This is a genomic window from Nguyenibacter vanlangensis, assembly GCF_013376155.1.
Classification (GTDB): Bacteria; Pseudomonadota; Alphaproteobacteria; order Acetobacterales; family Acetobacteraceae; genus Gluconacetobacter; species Gluconacetobacter vanlangensis.
Genome location: NZ_JABXXP010000445.1, coordinates 1 through 2,391 on the forward strand (window position 1 = coordinate 1; position 2,391 = coordinate 2,391).

General features: G+C 66.6%; 3 protein-coding genes and 1 pseudogene. All 4 read right to left on the reverse strand.

The genetic code is table 11. The annotated features are described in order from the left end of the window. Window positions 1-106: 106 nt before the first annotated feature. Window positions 107-412, reverse strand: coding sequence for a hypothetical protein (locus tag HUK84_RS15055; protein ID WP_246285707.1), 306 nt, complete (start codon window positions 410-412; stop codon window positions 107-109). Next, a complete protein-coding gene (gene trbG, locus HUK84_RS15060; RefSeq protein WP_176641013.1) occupies window positions 409-1,482 on the reverse strand; it encodes a P-type conjugative transfer protein TrbG in 1,074 nt (357 codons plus the stop codon). Before trbG ends, HUK84_RS15055 begins: the two co-directional genes overlap by 4 nt. Next, entirely contained in the window at window positions 1,479-2,168 is a 690-nt protein-coding gene (gene trbF / locus HUK84_RS15065; protein ID WP_176641014.1) for a conjugal transfer protein TrbF, read from the reverse strand. The genes trbG and trbF overlap by 4 nt, the downstream gene beginning before the upstream one ends. 3 nt (window positions 2,169-2,171) lie before the next feature. Continuing rightward, window positions 2,172-2,391, reverse strand: a pseudogene (locus tag HUK84_RS15070) (P-type conjugative transfer protein TrbL); the annotation flags it as partial.

Genomic DNA, 2,391 nt, shown 5'->3' on the forward strand with positions numbered 1-2,391 from the left:
ACGGCCACCCAGGAGAGGAACCGACGATCAAGGCTCTGGCTGATCCCCAGAAACCAGAAACTGGGGATTTTTCATCCAGCACTTTTGCGGACTTTTCATCCAGCATTTACAGCGGCGGCCCGAGCGGTGGCGCCTGGCGTGGCAGGCCGGTGTAATCCTTCGGCAGCCCGGCCAAGCCCTCCGCCGAGGGCCGGTTTTGCGTGCTGAGCAGCTCTTGGCGGGACTGGCCCTTGTTGTGCGTCTGGAGCGCATAGCCGAGCGCGCCGGCCACGGCGAGCGCCGACACGGCGCCGAGCGTGATCAGCACCTTGCGCGAGAGACGGGTGACGCGTGGCCGTTCGCCCCTAAGGCGGAGGTCGGGCGGCACGACGGGCGTGGGCGCCGGCTTTTGGTCTTCCGGCTCGTCAGTCATGACCGCGGCCTTCCATCGGTGCGGACGATGCGGACCCGCCTCTCGCTGTCCTTGTCGCCGAGCCGAAGCTCCGCGGCGGCGAACAGTCGATCGACGATGTAATAGTTCTGCCTGACCCGGTAATTCACCAGCTCGGAGCCGCCGGCCGGACCGATGACGAAGAGCGGCGGCATCTCGCCCTGGCGAATGCCCGACGGGAACTCGATGTAGACCTTCTGGCCATCGTCGAAAGCGCGTAGCGGCCGCCAGGCGGGGCTGTCGCCCTCGATCGCATAGCGGAAGTTGATTGCGGCGAGGTCGACGCCGGTGGCGATCGGCGCGGCCGTCTCGGCCGCCGCATTCTGCTGGCGCAGCGCGATGAGCTGGTCTTCCGGGTACTGCCAGGAGACCGAGGCCATATAGGTCTTCTCGGTCGAGCGGAGCTCGAGCAGGTAGGTCCGACGATCGGTGTTGATGACGAGGTTCGTCACCAGATCCGGCCGGGTCGGCTTGACCAGGATATGGACCTTCTTGGTCGGATCCGCGCCGCTTTCAGTGTCGCCGATGATCCAGCGCACAGTGTCGCCCGCGGCGACCGGCCCCGTGCCGACGAGCTGCTCGCCGTCCTGCAGGGCGATGTCGGTGATCTCGCCGGGCGCGGTATAGGCCTGATAGAGCGCGCCGGCCGAATAGGGATAGACCTGCACTGCGTTGATGAAGCCGTTGCGGACCGGCTGGATGCGTGCGGCCGCATTCGCCTGGTTGACGCGCACGGTGGGATCGGGCGCTTCCGGGACGGGCTTGCCCGTGTTGAGCGGCTTCAATTGACCCGGCAAGGGCAATGGCCTGGGCAGCTCGACGATCTTGACCGGCGCGGGCGGATCGATGGTGAGCTTCGCCGGCACGGCGCTGTCATAGTTGATGTCCGGCGGGATGAACTTGTGGGCGCAGCCGCCGAGCGCAGAGACGGAGAGCAGCAAAGCCGCAAGCCCGGCTTTACGGAAAGGCGTAATCCCTCCTTCCCGGTTTTGCTGAGAGACTGAAAGACGCGAAGCCGGAGCGCCGGCTTCCATGGAAATCGGCGGGGTCATTGTCCCAGCTCCTTCGACCAGTTGATGGCGGTGACGTAGATGCCGAGGGGGTTCTTGCGGAGCACGTCGGCGGAGGTTGGCGTCTGGATCGCGACGGTGAGGATCGCGGTCCAGCGTGAGGTCTCGGCGAGCGCGCCGTCCTGATAGTGGTGCTCGACCCACTCGACCCGGAAGCTGGACGGCGATGCGCGGATCACGCTCGAGACGTCGATGGCGATCTGCTGATGGCCGAGCTTGGCGAAGGGATCGTTGGCGCGGGCGTAGTCGTTGAGCGCCTGGGATCCTGAGGTGCTGGTGAAGTCATAGGCCTGCAGCCAGTTCTGCCGCACGATGATCGGATCGGCCGGCAGCGAGCGGACCATCTCGATGAAATGGGCGAGATACCAGGCGATCTCCGGATCGCTCGGGGCATAGTCGGCCGTGGCCGGAGCGACGGCCTGAGCCTGGCCGAGCTTGTCGACCTGAACCACCCAAGGAACGATACTGCCATGGGTGGACTGCCAGACGAGCCCGCCAGCGAGGCCCATGGAGAGCGCCAGCGAGCCGAAGGCCATCAGCCGCCAGTTCTTGGCCTGCACCCTGGCCGAGCCGATGCGATCGTCCCACGCCTGCGCGGCGCGCTGATAAGGGGTTTCGGGTTCCGGGGTGCGACCGTAGCGGACGGTGGATCGGCGAAAGAGCGCCATTGTCTATTCTCCCGAGAGATCGACGGAGTGACCGCCGCCATGGGTGTCGCCGGACTTCAGGACCTGGGCGGCGGTCTGCGCGCCGCGCGCCATCGACTGGTTCTGCTTCATGCGGCGAGCCCAGGCGGGTGGGCCGGAGGGGTTCGAGCCGGCATCGGACGCGCCGCTTCCGATCGTGGTCTGCGTGCCGCCGATCGTGCCTTGAGTGGATGAGCCGCCGGTG

Excerpts from the sequence above, each read along its gene's own strand:
- HUK84_RS15055 (WP_246285707.1), bottom strand. The coding sequence starts at position 412 with ATGACTGACGAGCCGGAAGACCAAAAGCCGGCGCCCACGCCCGTCGTG.
- trbG (WP_176641013.1), bottom strand. The coding sequence starts at position 1,482 with ATGACCCCGCCGATTTCCATGGAAGCCGGCGCTCCGGCTTCGCGTCTT.
- trbF (WP_176641014.1), bottom strand. The coding sequence starts at position 2,168 with ATGGCGCTCTTTCGCCGATCCACCGTCCGCTACGGTCGCACCCCGGAA.